Origin of the sequence: Martelella mediterranea DSM 17316, assembly GCF_002043005.1 — a bacterium.
In the GTDB taxonomy this organism is placed as follows: Bacteria; Pseudomonadota; Alphaproteobacteria; order Rhizobiales; family Rhizobiaceae; genus Martelella; species Martelella mediterranea.
Window position 1 is genome coordinate 2,673,755 of the sequence record NZ_CP020330.1, and the last position, 15,050, is coordinate 2,688,804.

The 15,050-nt window shown below is 63.5% G+C and carries 12 protein-coding genes; all 12 read left to right on the plus strand.

Features of this window, described 5'->3' with window-relative positions; genetic code table 11:
• Window positions 1-54: 54 nt before the first annotated feature.
• The 12 genes from Mame_RS12440 (at window position 55) to Mame_RS12495 (ending at window position 15,023) form a co-directional block, all read left to right on the plus strand.
• Window positions 55-978: a D-alanine--D-alanine ligase gene (locus Mame_RS12440; protein WP_026173931.1), complete on the plus strand. Its 924-nt coding sequence runs from the start codon at window positions 55-57 to the stop codon at window positions 976-978.
• Window positions 966-1,892: a cell division protein FtsQ/DivIB gene (locus Mame_RS12445; protein ID WP_235726883.1), complete on the plus strand. Its 927-nt coding sequence runs from the start codon at window positions 966-968 to the stop codon at window positions 1,890-1,892. The genes Mame_RS12440 and Mame_RS12445 overlap by 13 nt, the downstream gene beginning before the upstream one ends.
• Window positions 1,889-3,208, plus strand: coding sequence for a cell division protein FtsA (gene ftsA, locus Mame_RS12450; RefSeq protein ID WP_018067418.1), 1,320 nt, complete (start codon window positions 1,889-1,891; stop codon window positions 3,206-3,208). Before Mame_RS12445 ends, ftsA begins: the two co-directional genes overlap by 4 nt.
• A 58-nt stretch (window positions 3,209-3,266) precedes the next feature.
• Complete coding sequence (gene ftsZ, locus Mame_RS12455) at window positions 3,267-4,862, plus strand: cell division protein FtsZ (RefSeq protein WP_018067419.1); 1,596 nt, start codon at window positions 3,267-3,269, stop codon at window positions 4,860-4,862.
• A 284-nt stretch (window positions 4,863-5,146) separates the two neighbouring features.
• On the plus strand, window positions 5,147-6,085 hold the full coding sequence (lpxC, locus tag Mame_RS12460) for a UDP-3-O-acyl-N-acetylglucosamine deacetylase (RefSeq protein ID WP_033411232.1): 939 nt from the start codon (window positions 5,147-5,149) through the stop codon (window positions 6,083-6,085).
• 247 nt (window positions 6,086-6,332) lie between these two features.
• Complete coding sequence (locus tag Mame_RS12465; protein WP_051085182.1) at window positions 6,333-7,193, plus strand: outer membrane protein assembly factor BamD; 861 nt, start codon at window positions 6,333-6,335, stop codon at window positions 7,191-7,193.
• Between the two features lie 29 nt (window positions 7,194-7,222).
• Window positions 7,223-8,890 carry a DNA repair protein RecN gene (recN, locus tag Mame_RS12470; RefSeq protein ID WP_018067422.1) on the plus strand — a complete coding sequence of 556 codons (1,668 nt, stop codon included), beginning with the start codon at window positions 7,223-7,225 and terminating at the stop codon, window positions 8,888-8,890.
• Between the two features lie 147 nt (window positions 8,891-9,037).
• Entirely contained in the window at window positions 9,038-10,480 is a 1,443-nt protein-coding gene (locus Mame_RS12475) for a phospholipase D-like domain-containing protein (RefSeq protein ID WP_018067423.1), read from the plus strand.
• Between the two features lie 40 nt (window positions 10,481-10,520).
• Entirely contained in the window at window positions 10,521-11,357 is an 837-nt protein-coding gene (locus Mame_RS12480) for an endonuclease/exonuclease/phosphatase family protein (protein WP_018067424.1), read from the plus strand.
• Window positions 11,358-11,595: 238 nt separating this feature from the next.
• Window positions 11,596-13,743 (plus strand): NAD-dependent DNA ligase LigA, encoded by a 2,148-nt coding sequence (ligA, locus tag Mame_RS12485; protein WP_018067425.1) that lies wholly within the window; start codon window positions 11,596-11,598, stop codon window positions 13,741-13,743.
• A gap of 302 nt (window positions 13,744-14,045) precedes the next feature.
• Window positions 14,046-14,528 carry a CreA family protein gene (locus tag Mame_RS12490; RefSeq protein ID WP_018067426.1) on the plus strand — a complete coding sequence of 161 codons (483 nt, stop codon included), beginning with the start codon at window positions 14,046-14,048 and terminating at the stop codon, window positions 14,526-14,528.
• A 21-nt stretch (window positions 14,529-14,549) separates the two neighbouring features.
• Window positions 14,550-15,023 (plus strand): GFA family protein, encoded by a 474-nt coding sequence (locus Mame_RS12495; RefSeq protein ID WP_018067427.1) that lies wholly within the window; start codon window positions 14,550-14,552, stop codon window positions 15,021-15,023.
• Window positions 15,024-15,050: the final 27 nt, after the last annotated feature.

Below are 15,050 nucleotides of genomic sequence, written 5' to 3' on the forward strand. Positions count from 1 at the left end.
AAGCGGCATTGTGAGTGTGCTTTCCGGCTTTGGTCGGAAAAGATGGGGATGGGCATGACTGCCTTGCATGTAGCGGTATTGATGGGCGGGTTTTCCTCCGAGCGGCCGGTGAGCCTTGCCTCGGGAAATCCCTGCGCCGATGCGCTCGAGGCGGAAGGCTTCAGGGTCACCCGCATCGATGTCACCCGCAATGTGGCAAGCGTGCTTGCCGAGCTGAAGCCGGACGTGGCCTTCAACGCGCTGCATGGGCCGTTCGGCGAGGACGGCACCATTCAGGGCATCCTCGAATATCTGCAGATCCCCTACACCCATTCCGGCGTGCTGGCCTCGGCGCTTGCCATGAACAAGGTGCAGGCCAAGCGCGTGGCGGGCGCCTGCGGCATTCCGATCGCCGAGGACCGGCTGATGCAGCGCGCCGAAATCGGCCAGACTCATCCGATGGCGCCACCCTATGTGGTCAAGCCCGTCAATGAAGGATCGTCCTTCGGCGTGGTCATCGTCGATGAAGGCCAGAGCGCGCCGCCGCAGTCGATCACATCATCCGAATGGCCCTATGGCGAGACGGTTATGGTCGAGCGCTTCGTGCGCGGACGCGAATTCACCTGCGGCGTGGTCGACGGCAAGCCGCTTTGCGTGACCGAAATCGTCCCTGTCGGCCAGAAATTCTACGATTTTGACGCAAAATACAAACCTGGCGGCTCAAAACACATTCTGCCGGCAGAAGTTAAACCGAATATTTACCAAAAGATTCAATCATTGGCCGTTCAGGCGCATCAGATCATGGGATGCCGCGGCGTCAGCCGTTCGGATTTCCGGTTCGATGAGGAGAGGGGCGAGGAAGGGTTGATCTGGCTGGAAATCAATACCCAGCCCGGCATGACCCCCACCTCCCTGGTTCCTGAAATGGCGGCTGAAGCCGGTATGAGTTTTGGTGCTTTTCTCCGTTGGATGGTGGAGGACGCTTCGTGTTTGCGTTGAAGACTGGAAGGGATGATGTCGACAGGGGCGACCGCATGGCTCAGGGCAGCCGCGCGGGCGTATTGCCGCGCCCTTTCCGGCGTCTGGTGCGCGCCACGACCGGCATCTTTACCGGCCGCACCGGGGCGCCCAAACATATCGGCAGCGCCGCCGCGCTTGTGTTTTTCGCAGCCGTCGGCGCCAACGCCGTCGTCGTGGCCGGCAAGGGCGATCTCGTGCGCCGCGCCGCCTTCCAGCTTTCCGGCTTCGCCGTCGAGGATATCGAGATTTCCGGCAACAGCGAGACCTCGGAAATCGTGGTCCTGCAAAGCCTCGGCCTCGAGGGCGCCTATTCGCTGCAGGGCGTCGATATCCAGATGGCGCGCGGCCAGCTTTTGAACCTTCCCTGGGTCGCCGACGCCGATATCCGCAAGGTCTATCCCTCGACCCTGAAAATCTCGCTGAAGGAGCGCGTTCCCTATGCGCTGTGGCAGCAGGAAGACGGCCGTCTTCTGATGGTCGAGCGTGACGGCAATATCATCGGTCCGCTGAGCGCGCCGAAATTCCGCCGCCTGCCGCTGGTGCTGGGTCAGGGCGGCAATGTCGCGGCGAAGGATGTCGAGGAACTGATGCAGGAATGGCCGGAGCTTTCCGAACGCGTCCGCGCCTTCAAGCGCGTCGACGAGCGCCGCTGGGACCTCTATCTCGATAACGGCATGATCGTGAAACTGCCGGAAAAGGACAGCGATGCGGCGCTTGTGCGCCTGCGCAAGCTGGAAGATGAACGTTCCATCCTCGAGCGCGAAATCGCCGCCGTCGACCTTCGTCTCGACGACCGGGTCGCGATCCAGCTTACGCCCGCCGCCATGGAGCGCCGCGCGGAAGCCACGGAAGCGCTGCACAAGACATTCAAGAACAAGGGGAGGCGTCTTTGACCCTGTTCCGCACGTCCGGCTTCAGTCGCGCCAAGCCTCTTTCGGCCAAGAAGACGCATATCGTCAGCGTGCTCGACGTCGGCTCGTCGAAGGTCGTGTGCATGATCGCGCGCCTCACCCCGCGTGAGGAAAGCCAGATCCTGCCGGGCCGCACCCACAATATCGAGATCATCGGCATCGGCCATCAGCGTTCGCAGGGCATCAAGAGCGGCGTGATCGTCAATCTGGATGCGGCGGAACATGTGGTCCGGCTGGCGGTGGACGCGGCCGAAAGCATGGCCGGCATCACCATCGACAGCCTGATTGTCAATGTTTCGGCCGGTCGCCTGAAGAGCGATACCTATACGGCGGCGATCGACCTTGGCGGGCAGGACGTGGACTCCTCCGATCTCCGACGCGTCCTGTCCGCCGTCTCCCGCCGCTCGATCAACGAGGAACGGCAGGTGCTGCATTCGCTGCCCGCCGGCTTCACGCTCGACGGCGAGCGCGGCATTCGCGATCCGCTCGGCATGTATGGCGAGACGCTCGGCGTCGACCTGCATGTGGTGACGGCGGAAAGGCTGGCGCTGCGCAATCTCGAACTCTGCGTCAACCGCGCCCACCTTTCGGTCGAGCGCATGGTCGCGACGCCTTATGCCAGCGGGCTTGCCGCACTTGTCGATGATGAAGTCGAGCTTGGCTGCGCGGCGATCGACATGGGCGCCGGCACCACCACGATCTCGGTCTTTTCCGAGGGCCGGCTTGTTCATACCGATGCGATCAGCCTCGGCGGCCATCACGTGACGACCGATCTCGCCCGCGGTCTTTCGACCCGGATGGAAGACGCCGAGCGGCTGAAATGCGTGCACGGCTCGACCATTGCCTCGACTGCCGACGAGCGCGAGATGATCGCGGTCCCCTCCATCAGCGAGGACGATCACGATCAGCCCCGCCAGGTCTCCAAGGCGCTGCTTTCGAAGATCGTCAGGGCGCGAATCGAGGAAACGCTGGAGCTGATCCGCGACCGGATCCAGCTTTCGGGCTTTTCGGCGGTTGTCGGAAAGCGGGTGGTGCTGACCGGCGGCGCAAGCCAGCTGATCGGACTTAGCGAATTGTCGCGGCGGATCCTGAGCAGGAATGTCCGCATCGGTCGTCCGATGGGCGTTTCCGGTCTGCCGCTTCCGGCCAAGGGGCCGTCGTTTTCGACGGCCGCCGGCCTTCTGATCTATCCGCAGCTTGCGGAAAGCGAAACCTATGGCAGCGAGCAGCGGGGCTTTCTGTCGTCGGGCGGCGGACGCCTAGCGCGCGTCGGCCAGTGGTTCAGGGAAAGTTTTTAACGAACACCAGAGATTGGCCGGCTAGGCGGTACGGCCATAGCGAGAAGGAACGAAACTCATGACTATCACGCTGCAGAAGCCAGATATTACTGAACTGAAGCCGCGCATCACCGTTTTCGGTGTCGGCGGCGGCGGCGGCAACGCCGTCAACAACATGATCACCGCGGGCCTCCAGGGCGTCGACTTCGTCGTCGCCAACACCGATGCCCAGGCGCTGACCATGACCAAGGCCGAACGGGTCATCCAGCTCGGCGTCGGCGTTACCGAAGGTCTCGGTGCCGGCTCCCAGCCGGAAGTCGGCCGCGCGGCCGCCGAGGAGTGCATCGATGAGATCATCGATCACCTCAACAACACCCATATGTGCTTCGTCACCGCCGGCATGGGCGGCGGAACCGGCACGGGCGCTGCTCCGATCGTGGCCCAGGCCGCCCGCAACAAGGGCATCCTGACCGTCGGCGTCGTCACCAAGCCGTTCCAGTTCGAAGGCCAGCGCCGCATGCGTCTTGCCGATGCGGGCATCGAGGAACTGCAGAAGTCGGTCGACACGCTGATCGTCATTCCGAACCAGAACCTGTTCCGGATCGCCAATGACAAGACCACCTTCGCCGATGCCTTCGCGATGGCCGACCAGGTGCTCTATTCGGGCGTTGCCTGCATCACCGACCTGATGGTCAAGGAAGGCCTGATCAACCTCGACTTCGCCGACGTTCGCTCGGTGATGCGCGAGATGGGCCGCGCCATGATGGGCACGGGCGAGGCATCCGGCGAAGGCCGCGCGATGCAGGCCGCCGAAGCTGCGATCGCCAACCCGCTGCTCGACGAAACCTCGATGCGCGGCGCACAGGGCTTACTCATCTCGATCACCGGTGGTCGCGACCTGACGCTGTTCGAAGTTGACGAAGCCGCAACGCGTATTCGTGAAGAAGTCGATCCGGACGCCAACATCATCCTCGGCGCCACCTTCGACGAGGAACTGGAAGGCATCATCCGCGTCTCCGTCGTCGCCACCGGCATCGACCGTTCGGTCAATCATGCCGATGACGACATGCCGGAACCGCGCCGCGAAACCCGCGCGCCGGAAATCCGCTCCAGCAACGCGCAGCCGAGCCAGCCGGCCCAGCCCGCGGCCCCCCAGCCGCGCCAGGACCCAATCGCCGAAACGATCCGTTCCGCCGAAGCTGAAATGGAACGCGAGCTGCAGATGGCGATGAGCCATCAGCCGCAGCAGGCAAAGCCGCAGCCGCGCGCCGAAGCCCCGCAGATGCAGCCGAAGAGCCAGATCTTCTCCGCTCAGGCTCCGCGTCAGCCCGCGCCGCAGGCAGCCCCCCAGCAGCCGCGCCCGCAGATGGCCGAGCCGCGCCGCATGCCGGAAGTCTCCGACTTTCCGCCGGTGGTTCAGGGCGAGATGAGCGCAAGCCGCCGCCAGGAGCATGAAGAGCGCGGACCGAAGGGCCTGTTCAAGCGTCTTTCCAACACGCTTGGCCGCGGCGACGAAAGCTTCGAGGGCCATCACGAGGAGCCGGTGGCTCGCCGCGAACCCACGCAGCAGCCGCAGCAGAACCCCTACGCGCCGCGCCGTGCCGAAGCACAGCCGGCCCGCCAGGATGACGATCAGTTCGATATCCCCGCCTTCCTGCGTCGTCAGGCGAACTGAAACTCCATCGGTCCCCATTCGTTAGGGGACCGGTAACCGTCTTTTTGAAAACCTTCTCGCACAACGAACCCGGTCGCCCGCGCGGCCGGGTTTTTACGTGTTTCGTAACATTACGAAAGAAACAGTGATTTGGAATTATGCGGACGTATGCGTAACTACATGCAAAGGCATCGACTCGCCAGACGCCCCGCGCGTGCCGTTCTTTCCAGACTGCAACGCAATCCTGAACGGACTATCGGGCATTGATGAGGCAGGGTCGGAATTAGTTGAGTAGGGACATGATCATGTCGACAGGTATTTTCGGATTGCAGACGACCATCTCGAACTCCGTCAGGATTTCGGGGATTGGCGTGCATTCGGGCAAGCCGGCGACCATCGTCCTGCAGCCGGGCGAGGCCGATCAGGGCATCCTGTTCGAACGCTACGAAAACGGCAAGCGCATCAGCAGCTTCAAGGCCGTGGCGGACAATGTCGGCCCGACCGCGCTCTGCACCGTGCTCGGCACGCATCCGGGCGAGTGGATCGCCACGATCGAGCACCTGATGGCCGCGATCTACGCGCTTGGCATCGACAATCTCGTCATCTCGGTGGACGGCGCCGAAATGCCGATCATGGACGGCAGTTCCCGGGTTTTCGTCGATGCGCTGGATGAGGTAGGCATCGTCAAGCTGTCCAAGCAGCGCAGCTATATCAAGGTCGCCAAGACGGTGCGCGTTGAAAGCGGCGCCGGCTGGGCCGAGTTCTCGCCCTATGACGGCACCCGTTTCGACGTCGAGATCGACTTCGAGACGCCGGTCATCGGCCGCCAGAAATGGGCGGGCGACATGAACGCCGATACTTTCCGCAAGGAGCTTTCCGGCGCGCGAACTTTCGGCTTCATGCGTGACGTCGAGCCGATGTGGGCGCGTGGTTTCGCGCTCGGCTCGTCGCTCGAAAACTCGGTGGTGATCGCCGATGACGACCGGGTGATCAATGCCGAGGGCCTACGCTACGAAAACGAATTCGTCCGTCACAAGACGCTCGACGCCGTCGGCGATCTGGCGATGATGGGCATGCGTTTCGCCGGTGCATTCCGCTCCTATCGCGGCGGGCATGCGTTGAATGCGGCCGCCGTGCGCAAGCTGTTCGAAACGCCCGGTGCCGCCGTTATCGTTTCGCCGCGGGGCGCGCTGCCCTTCCGGCTGCGTCAGGAAGGCGTGGTTGCCGCGGGGCCTGCATCCTGAGTTCTATCGGATAAAGCTAAAATATTCAGGCGGATCGCGCGCATTTGCGGCGGTCCGCCTTTTCATTTGCTGGCTCTGTCGGCTCGGGTCGCTTCCAGCCTTTCGGAGTGCTTAAGGATGCGTTATTGAAGCGCCATTAATTTGTGCGTTTTTCGCGCGCCTGCGATTGCTCTTGGCAGCGGGATATGCGTAAAACGTCGGTTGAAACAGAAATGCGTCCGCATGACGCGCAACTGGGGCACAAGCAATGTCTGATACTTTGAGCCGGAAAAGACTGGGAGCGTTTCGCGCAGCGGCGCTGCCGGCGGTCATAATTGTCGGAGCAGGTATCGTTCTTGGCGGCTGCTCCCGGGACAAGGACGTCGACATCACGACGCTGCAGTACGAGGCTGATCCGCCCCAGCAGGTTTACGATGAGGCGCTTGCCAACATCAACGCCGGCAAGGTGAGCGAGGCGCTGCGCAAGTTCAAGGCTGTGCAGGACCAGAACCCGCTTTCCGATTACGCCCGCCAGGCGCTGCTGATGCAGACCTATCTGGAGTATCGCTCGCGCAAATATGAGGCGGCGGTCAAATCCGGCACCCGCTATGTCCAGCTTTATCCGAACTCGCAGGATGCCGCCTACGCGCAATATCTGATCGGCCTTGCCTATTCGAAGGAAATCGTCGACGTCACCCAGGACCAGACGGCGGCCGAGCAGACGATCGTCGCGATGCAGAAGGTGATCGACAACTATCCCGACTCCGATTACGCTGGCGACGCGCGCGCCAAGATCCGCTATGCCCGCGACCAGCTCGCCGGCAAGGACATGCAGGTCGGTCGTTACTATCTCGAGCGCAAGGACTATGTCGCCGCGATCTCCCGCTTCAACCAGGTGGTTGACGAGTATTCGGACACCAACCAGATCGAGGAAGCGCTGGAACGCCTTGTCGAGGCCTATTACGCCATGGGCGTGGTTTCCGAGGCGCAGAACGCGGCCTGGGTGCTGGGTCATAACTATCCCGACAGCCCGTGGTATGCGCGCGCCTACAAGCTCCTGAGTTCCAAGGGGCTCGAACCGAAATCGGCCGGCCGGGGCTCCGCTGTTTCGGACGCCACGCCGAGCTAAAACGGCGCATCCGCCAGGTCGCGAAAAACATGCTTGTCCAGCTTTCCATTCGGGACATCGTTTTGATCGAGCGGCTGGAGCTTGACCTCGGCGCGGGTCTTTCGGTGTTGACCGGTGAGACCGGCGCGGGAAAATCCATTCTGCTCGACAGTCTTTCGCTCGCGCTCGGCGCGCGCGGCGATGGCGCCTTGGTGCGTCACGGGCAGGATTCGGGACAGGTAATCGCCGTTTTCGACGTGCCGATGGATCATCCGGCGCGGCTTCATCTGCGCGAAAACGATCTCGATGACGATGGCGACCTGATCTTTCGGCGGATGCAATCCGCCGATGGCCGGACCCGCGCCTTCATCAACGACCAGTCGGTGAGCGTGCAGATGATGCGCCAGGCCGGGCGGTTGCTCGTCGAAATCCACGGACAGCATGACGAGCGCGCGCTGATCGACACCGATGGCCATCGCCTTCTGCTCGATGCCTTCGGCGGGCTGACGGCTGAAGCGGAGACCGTAGCGGGCCTTTATCGCGGCTGGCGCGATGCGGAGCGCAAGCTGAAACAGCACCGCGCCCATATCGAGGCGGCGATGCGCGAGGCGGATTACCTGCGCGCCTCCGTGGACGAGCTTCAGGAGCTTTCGCCGGTTGACGGTGAAGAGGACGAACTGGCCGAAAAGCGCGCGACCATGATGAAATCCGAGCGGATCGCGGGCGATATCGCCGAGGCGCTGGAATTCCTGAACGGCAATGCCTCGCCGGTTCCGATGATCGCCTCGCTGGTGCGCCGGCTGGAGCGCAAATCGCACGAGGCGCCGGGCCTGCTGGAAGAGACGGTCGAACTGCTGGACGCAGCGCTTGAAAAGCTCTCAAGCGCGCAGATGGAGGTTGAGACGGCCCTGAACCGCGCGGCCTTCGACCCCAAGGAACTGGAGCGCACCGAGGAGCGGCTGTTTGCGCTGCGCGGTGCAGCGCGCAAATATAATGTGCCCGTAACGGAATTGCCGGCGCTGGCCGAGCGCATGGTCGCCGCTCTCGACGAACTCGACGCCGGCGAGGCGAAGCTTGCGGCGCTGACCGAGGCCGTGACGGTCGCCGAAGCCGCCTATTTCGCGGCCGCTCGGGCGCTTTCATCGCGACGCCAGGTCGCCGGCGAACAGCTGAGCGCCGCGGTGATGGCGGAGCTGCCGGCGCTGAAGCTGGAGCGGGCGCGGTTCACCGCCGTGGTTACAGCCGATGACGACGCGGCCGGCGCGGAGGGCATCGACACCGTCTCCTTCGAGGTGCAGACCAATCCCGGCACCAGGGCAGGGCCGATCATGAAGGTCGCCTCCGGCGGCGAGCTCTCGCGTTTCCTGCTGGCGCTGAAGGTGGCGCTCGCCGACAAGGGGTCCGCTCCGACGCTGGTCTTCGACGAGATCGATACCGGGGTCGGCGGCGCGGTCGCCGACGCCATCGGCCAGCGCCTGAAGCGGCTTGCCGAGAATGTGCAGGTGCTTTCGGTCACCCACGCGCCGCAGGTGGCGGCGCGCGCCGAGGGGCATTTCCTGATCTCGAAGGGCGATCGCGGCAAGGATACCGTCAGCACCCATGTCGAGGTGATCGGTCCCGAGGCCCGCCAGGAGGAAATCGCCCGCATGCTGGCCGGTGCCAAGGTTACGGCCGAGGCGCGCGCGGCGGCGGCGAAACTGCTGGCCGGTGATGGTTGATCGGCAATTGCTGATATAAGCTGAGGACGAACCCGCAATTGCTCCCGCCGATCTCCCTTTGACAGGGCGATTGGAGGGCGGGGCGTTGACGGACAGAACAGCCGCCTCCATTTTCCGGTGGCGCAGGAATCAAGGGGACCGCCGCCGATGGAGACTTTTCTGGAACATTACTGGCCGCACATCCTGGCGGCGATTTCGTTCCTCCTCGGCGCGACGGCGGCGATCCATGCCGCGATGACCAAGGATGAGGTGCGCGCGGCGATCGGCTGGGTTGGCGTCATCATGCTGTCGCCGCTTCTGGGCGCTGCGATCTATGCGGTTGCCGGCATCAACCGGATGCGCCGGGCGTCGATCCTCGACCGGCGCGGCAGCATTCCGGATGCGGTTGCCAACGAGGAGAGGGAACATCATGTCGGACGCGAGGCGATCGTTTCCGCCTTCGGCCCGCGCATGGGGGCGATGTGGAACCTCGGCAACCGCGTCACGGGCATGCCGGCGACCGATGGCAATGTCATTCATCTGTTGGAGACCGGCGATCTGGCTTATGCCGCCATGCTGGAGGCGATCGACAAGGCCGAACGCTCGATCCTGATGGAAACCTATATCTTCGATTCCGACCAGATCGGCCGCCGCTTCGTCGACAGTCTCGATGCGGCGGTCAAGCGCGGCGTCGAGGTGCGGATCCTGGTCGATTCCATCGGCGCGCGCTATTCCCGCCCGCGGATCACATCGCTGCTGCGCGAACGCGGAATCAGGGTCGCGACCTTCAACGGCGCGGTGCTTTTGAAGATGCGGCTGCCCTATGCCAATCTGCGCACCCATCGCAAGATCATGGTGATCGACGGCGAAACCGTCTTCGCCGGCGGCATGAACATCCGCGCGGCCTTTACCGGGCCGAATGCCGCCCACGATACCCATTTCATGCTGCGGGGCGCGGCTGCGGGCGATTATTTCACCGTGGCGGCCGCCGACTGGTATTTCGAGACCCGCGAAAAGCTCGACGGGCCGGCCTGGAAGGTCTCCGCGCCTGACACCCATGAGGGCGTCATCGCCCGCGTCGTGCCGTCGGGTCCGGATCGCAATCTCGGCAACAATAACAGCATGATCATCGGCGCGCTTTCGGTGGCGGAAGAGAGCGTGATGATCATGTCGCCCTATTTCCTGCCCGACCGCGATCTCCTGTCCGCGCTCTCCACCGCTGCCAAGCGCGGCGTCGCCGTCGATATCATCGTGCCGGGCCAGAACAATCTCGGCCTTGTCGACAAGGCCATGACGGCGCAGTTCGAGGAGATACTGGAAGGCGGCTGCCGGATCTGGCGCGACAACGGGCCGTTCAACCATTCCAAGCTGATGACGATCGACGGTCGCTGGTCCTATCTCGGCTCGTCCAATCTCGATTCGCGCTCGCTGCGGCTGAACTTCGAAACCGATCTCGAAGTCTTCGATACGGGGTTTGCAACGGAGCTTCACGCGCGCATCAGCGCCGCGCGCGCCAATTCCACCGAGGTGACGATCGCCAAGCTGAAGGAGAGGCCATTCCCCTACCGGCTCCGCGACCGGATTTTGTGGCTGGGATTGCCGTATCTCTGAAAACACCCCATATTCATGTTTATTGAATTGCGTGTGAAACATGATCCCGATCAAATCTCCACTCGCCAATGCCGTGTTGCGCTCCTTCCGTGAGAACGGAAAGCGTCCGGATTCGGTCGTGCCGATGGCAGGCGAGGGGCTCAGGGTCGCGACCTATAACGTGCATAAATGTGTCGGCACCGACGGCCGTTTCGATCCCGACCGCACCTTTGAGGTGATCCGCGAGATCGGCGCCGACCTGATTGCACTTCAGGAGGCCGACACCCGTTTCGGCGAGCGCACCGGGCTTTTGGATCTCAAGCGCATCGAGGATGAAACCGGCCTGGTCGCCGTGCCGGCGGAGGCAAGCGTTCGCGCCCATGGCTGGCACGGCAACGTTCTCCTGTTCCGCGACGGCGCGGTGCGCGATATCCACCGCGAGAAACTGCCGGGGCTGGAACCTCGCGGCGCGTTGTTAACCGATATCGAACTCAGGAGCGGCATACACTTGCGTGTTGTTGCCGTGCATCTCGGCCTGTTCCGCGCCTCGCGCCGCCAGCAGGCCGATCACATTATCGGCCTTCTCGGAAACCGCGAGGAGAGCCCGACGCTGATCATGGGCGACATGAACGAGTGGCGGCTGGGCAATGGCTCGGCGCTGCGGCGGTTCGAGGACAGTTTCGGCGCGCTGCCGCCGCCCAAGGCGAGCTTTCCCGCCCGCTGGCCGGTGCTGGCGCTCGACCGCATCATCGCCAATCGCGACGATCTGGTCGCCGACCTGGCGGCCCATGATTCGCTCTTGGCCCGGGTCGCCTCCGACCATCTGCCGCTGACGGCGTTGCTTGATACGGCGGCGTTGAGCGGCGAGACGACTGAGACGGCACGGGCTTCGGGGTGAATGAACGTGCAGCCTGTTTCTGGAGTCATCCTCGGGCTTGACCCGAGGATCCAGGCCACACGGCGAAAGCTGCCTTGACCCTCGGGTCAAGCCCGAGGGCGACGCGCCGAAACGCGTTATGAAACAGAATGGAACGCTGCGGCGCGCGCGGCGCTGCTCTGGCCAATGAAGTCACAACCCGCTTCCATTTCGCGCCGAACCGCTCTAATTCAGCGGGGGAGCCGCGAAGGAGTGTGACATGGCGAAGAAACCGGTCGAGGAACTGTCCCGCGATGAAGCCGAGGCGGAGCTTGCGCATCTGGCCGCGGAAATCGCCCGTCATGACGTTGCCTATCACGGCAAGGACGCGCCGGAGATCACCGACGCCGAATATGACGCGCTGAAGCAGCGCAATGATGCGCTGGAAGCGCGGTTTCCCGACCTCATTCGCGCCGACAGCCCGTCGCGCCGGGTCGGATCGACGCCGTCGGAGGCGTTTGCGCCGGTGGTGCATGCCGTGCCGATGCTCTCGCTCGGCAATGTGTTTTCCGATGAGGACGTGCAGGATTTCATCGCCTCGGTCTATCGCTTTCTGGGGCAGATGCCGGATGGCTCGATCGCCTTTACCGCCGAACCCAAGATCGACGGGCTGTCGATGTCGCTGCGCTATGAGGACGGCGTGTTGGTCTCCGGCGCCACCCGCGGCGATGGCGCGACCGGCGAAAATGTCACCGCCAATGTCCGCACCATTAGCGAGATCCCGAACCGGTTGCCGAAGGGCGCGCCGGCGGTGGTCGAGGTGCGCGGCGAGATCTACATGGCCAAGAGCGATTTTGCCGCGCTCAACGCCGCGCTCGCGGAAGAAGGCAAGCCCACCTATGTGAACCCGCGCAACACCGCCTCCGGCTCGCTGCGCCAGCTCGACCCGCAGGTGACGGCGAAGCGCAAGCTGCGATTCTTCGCCTATGCCTGGGGCGAGATGTCGGAGATGCCGGCCGATACCCAGATGGGCATGGTCGAGACCTTCGGGAAATGGGGCTTTCCGGTCAATCCGCTGATGCGGCGGTTATCCTCCGTCGATGACCTGATCGATCATTACCGAGAGATCGGCGTAGAGCGCGGCGATCTCGACTATGATATCGATGGCGTCGTCTACAAGGTCGACCGGCTCGACCTGCAGGCACGGCTCGGTTTCCGCTCGCGTTCGCCGCGCTGGGCGACGGCGCACAAGTTCCCGGCCGAACAGGCGATCACCCGGCTTCTCAACATTGATATCCAGGTCGGCCGCACCGGAGCGTTGACGCCGGTCGCGCGGCTGGAGCCGATCACGGTCGGCGGCGTGGTGGTGACCAATGCGACGCTGCACAACGAGGACTATATCGCCGGCAAGGGCTCCGGCGGCGAGCCGATCCGCGAGGGCCGCGATATCCGCATTGGCGACTATGTCATCGTCCAGCGCGCCGGCGACGTCATTCCCCAGATCGTCGACATCGTGCCGGACAAGAGGCCCGACGATGCCGAACCCTATCAGTTTCCCGATCACTGCCCGGTTTGCGGGGCGCATGCGGTGCGCGAGATCAACGAAAAGACCGGCAAGCTCGATGCGGTGCGGCGCTGCACGGCGGGGTTCTCCTGCCGGGCGCAGGCGGTGGAGCACCTGAAGCATTTCGTCTCGCGCAATGCCTTCGATATAGAAGGGCTCGGCTCCAAGCAGGTCGATTTCTTCTTCGAACATGAGGACGAGGCGCTGGCGATCCGCACCGCGCCCGACATCTTCACGCTGGAGCGGCGGCAGGGGGCGGCGCTCACCAAGCTCGAGAATTTCAACGGTTGGGGCAAGACTTCGGTCGCCAATCTCTACGAGTCGATCAACGAGCGTCGCACGATCGCCCTCAACCGCTTCATCTTCGCCCTCGGAATCCGCCATGTCGGCGAGACCACGGCAAAGCTGCTGGCGCGCTCCTACGGCTCCTATGAGGCCTTTGAGAAAGCGATGCGCGAGGCGGCCAGCGGCGAGGGCGAGGCCTGGGACGATCTCAACAATATCGACGGCATCGGCGCTGTCGTCGCCCGCGCCATCGCCGAATTCTTCGCCGAGGAGAACAATACCGATGTCATCGCCCGCCTGCTCAAGGAGGTGACCCCGGAGGACGACCAGCAGCGCATCGACACCTCAAGCCCGGTCGCCGGCAAGACGGTGGTGTTCACCGGCACGCTTGAGAAAATGACGCGCGACGAGGCGAAGGCCAAGGCCGAAAGCTTGGGCGCCAAAGTCTCCGGCTCGGTGTCGAAAAAGACCGATATCGTGATCGCTGGGCCGGGGGCAGGTTCCAAGCTGAAGAAGGCGGAGGAGCTCGGGGTTCAGACCATGGACGAGGATGAGTGGCTGGCGCTGATCGGCGGGTAACCCGGCTCAGTTTGGGAGACACGTGGTCTGCCGCTTGCTCCAAATACTCTCTCCCGCTGGCGGGAGAGATGCCCCGAAAGGGGCAGTGAGGGTGGCGCAGCGTATCCAGCTGTGAGGGCGTTCGCGGGGACACTCTCCCCCCTCACTGTCGCTTTCGCGACATCTCTCCCCTCCGGGGCGAGAAGATTGGGGGGCTATGCGTCAGAGCCATGTGCCATTCGCTCGCTTTCTCGCAGGCGGTTCGCTTGCATAGCGTCGGCGACAACCTATCTTGAGAGCATGGATTTTCAGGGAGTTTCGATATGAAGCGGTTTGGTTTTGCCCTTTGCGCGGGTCTGTTGACGGCGGGGCTTGCGCAGGCGGAGCAGGTGGGCGAGGTCGGGGTCGACTGGGTCGGCAACGATATCGTCGTGGAAGCCCTGCATGATCCTGAAGTGGACGGCGTAACCTGCCACATCGCCTATTTCGACCGCTCGATCATCGACCGGCTGTCGAAGGGGAACTGGTTCGAGGACCCGTCGAATTCCTCGATCGCCTGCCGCCAGACCGGACCCATCAGGATCGGTGACATCGACCTCGACGCAAATGGCGAGGAGGTGTTCCGCGAGGGGCGCTCGCTGATCTTCAAGCAACTCGTGATCAAGCGCATATACGACAAGGCCAATGAAACCCTGATCTATCTCGCCCACACCCGCGAGATCACCGAGGGCTCCGCCAAGATGTCGATGTCGACCGTGCCGCTTTACGGCCAGGACGTCGTGTGGGAAAACGGAGCGCCCGAGTAAAGCAGGCACGAGGAGAGCATCATGAGGCTTGAAGCGAGCTGCCAGTGCGGCAAGGTTTCCTATTCGGTCGAAAGCCGAACGCCCTATCCCTATATGCGCTGCTATTGCAGCATCTGCCGCAAGCACGCCGGCGGCGGCGGTTATGCGATCAATCTTGGCGCAGACTCGGATACTCTGGAGGTGAGGGGCGGCGAGCACAAGCGGTTCTACCACGCCCGCATGCATGACGGCGAAAGCGAGGGCGAGCGACACTTTTGCGGCAATTGCGGCAGCGCGCTCTATCTCTATGACGAGCGCTGGCCGGAACTGGTGCATCCAATTGCCGCAGCGGTGGATACGCCCTTGCCGCATCCGCCCGAGATCGTGCATATCATGCTGGACTCCAAGGCCAATTGGGTGGACGTGCCGGAAGGCCCCGGCCATGTCCATTTCGGCGGCTATCCGGAGCTTTCGATCGAGGACTGGCACCGCAAGCACGGTCTTCTGGAGGAATAGGGCGGCGCTCGGCGCGCCGAACAAGGG

Excerpts from the sequence above, each read along its gene's own strand:
- Mame_RS12440 (WP_026173931.1), top strand. The coding sequence starts at position 55 with ATGACTGCCTTGCATGTAGCGGTATTGATGGGCGGGTTTTCCTCCGAG.
- ftsZ (WP_018067419.1), top strand. The coding sequence starts at position 3,267 with ATGACTATCACGCTGCAGAAGCCAGATATTACTGAACTGAAGCCGCGC.
- lpxC (WP_033411232.1), top strand. The coding sequence starts at position 5,147 with ATGTCGACAGGTATTTTCGGATTGCAGACGACCATCTCGAACTCCGTC.
- Mame_RS12465 (WP_051085182.1), top strand. The coding sequence starts at position 6,333 with ATGTCTGATACTTTGAGCCGGAAAAGACTGGGAGCGTTTCGCGCAGCG.
- recN (WP_018067422.1), top strand. The coding sequence starts at position 7,223 with ATGCTTGTCCAGCTTTCCATTCGGGACATCGTTTTGATCGAGCGGCTG.
- Mame_RS12475 (WP_018067423.1), top strand. The coding sequence starts at position 9,038 with ATGGAGACTTTTCTGGAACATTACTGGCCGCACATCCTGGCGGCGATT.
- Mame_RS12480 (WP_018067424.1), top strand. The coding sequence starts at position 10,521 with ATGATCCCGATCAAATCTCCACTCGCCAATGCCGTGTTGCGCTCCTTC.
- ligA (WP_018067425.1), top strand. The coding sequence starts at position 11,596 with ATGGCGAAGAAACCGGTCGAGGAACTGTCCCGCGATGAAGCCGAGGCG.
- Mame_RS12490 (WP_018067426.1), top strand. The coding sequence starts at position 14,046 with ATGAAGCGGTTTGGTTTTGCCCTTTGCGCGGGTCTGTTGACGGCGGGG.
- Mame_RS12495 (WP_018067427.1), top strand. The coding sequence starts at position 14,550 with ATGAGGCTTGAAGCGAGCTGCCAGTGCGGCAAGGTTTCCTATTCGGTC.